This is a genomic window from Clostridium thermopalmarium DSM 5974 (assembly GCF_002995795.1).
Taxonomy (GTDB): Bacteria; Bacillota; Clostridia; order Clostridiales; family Clostridiaceae; genus Clostridium_H; species Clostridium_H thermopalmarium.
The window spans coordinates 1-1,344 of the sequence record NZ_PVXN01000067.1; the positions used below are offsets into that span (position 1 = coordinate 1).

1 protein-coding gene is annotated in these 1,344 nt (G+C 31.9%); it reads left to right on the forward strand.

All coding sequences use genetic code 11. The annotated features are described in order from the left end of the window. Positions 1–100: 100 nt before the first annotated feature. Positions 101–1,344, forward strand: a 1,244-nt coding sequence (locus tag CPAL_RS14150) for a transposase (protein WP_106024789.1), incomplete at its 3' end; no start/stop codon positions are given.

Sequence of the window (1,344 nt, forward strand, 5' to 3'; positions counted from 1 at the left end):
TAAATTCCGATTTTTACTGGAAAAAATTTAGGGTTTAAAAATGAAAACATCCTTTCTATAATGAATTTTGCTACAAACCCAATAGAAAGGATGTTTTGAGATGAACAAGCGTTATTTAAAACAAATGCTCACCTACTTCTCTAAGGTATACCATCTTGGAGAAAAAATCAAGGGGTTAAAAGATGGAAGAATAAATCCTCAAATTGAAACTTCAACTATTTCATTTATAGTTCTGTTCACATTTATCTGTAGACTTAAAAGTTTTAATAGACTCGAACATTGGTTGGAAAAAGGAAGATTTAAAAATTTATTTCCAAAGAAAACAAGATTGCCCCATATTGACGCCGTTAGGCGTTCCTTAAGTAGTTTTGATATAAACAGTTTGAATGATATGCATGATCATATAATAAAAACTATATTTAAAAATAAGGTATTTAGAAACGGTACAGTAGATGGAATAAAGGTTGCCGCTATTGATGGAGTTGAGATATTTGAAAGTACTAAAAAGAGCTGTGAAAAATGCCTTACCCGTGTTGATAAACAAGGAATAACTCATTACTTCCACAGAGCAGTTGTTTGTGCAACTGTGGGTTCTGATCCCCATACTGTATTGGGTTATGAAATGTTAGAACCTAAAAAAGATTGTTCTGATAAAGATGAGGGTGAAATTACCGGAGGTAAAAGACTCATTAGAAAGCTTTATGAAAAATTTCATCACTTTGCAGATGTTATAGTTACAGATGCTTTGTATTGCAAAGCATCATGGATTAAAGAAGTCCTTGCAATTGGAATGGATGCAGTTGTTAGAGTAAAAGATGAAAGGCTTCATATTGTTAAAGACGCATTAGGATTGTTTCAAAGCCGTGAGGCTAACAAACAATGGATAGTAAATGAGGGAAGCACAAAGAAAATTATTGTTAGTGCTTGGGATGATGATGGATTTGAAATGACTGGTATGGATATTAAGGTAAGATTTATAAGATTTTTAGAGGAGATTCATGAAGGCGATAAGAAAGAGTTAAAAGAAGTCTGGATTGTAACCACCAACAAAAATATTTGTACTGAGACTATATGGAAGATAATTCATAAAAGGTGGGACATTGAAAATAATGTATTTCACCAATTGAAAACAGAGTGTCATTTTGATCATTGCTATTTGCATAGCCCTACGGGCATAGAGGCTATAGTTGGATTCATGATAATAGCCTTTAACTTAACCCAATTATACTTTTTTAGAAACATTCGAGGATTCAGAGAAAAAAGGCTTTTGCAGATAAATATAATAGAAGATTTGAAAGATGAAATGTTGATAATTATGAATTGGATTAATCCAATTTTTAACAC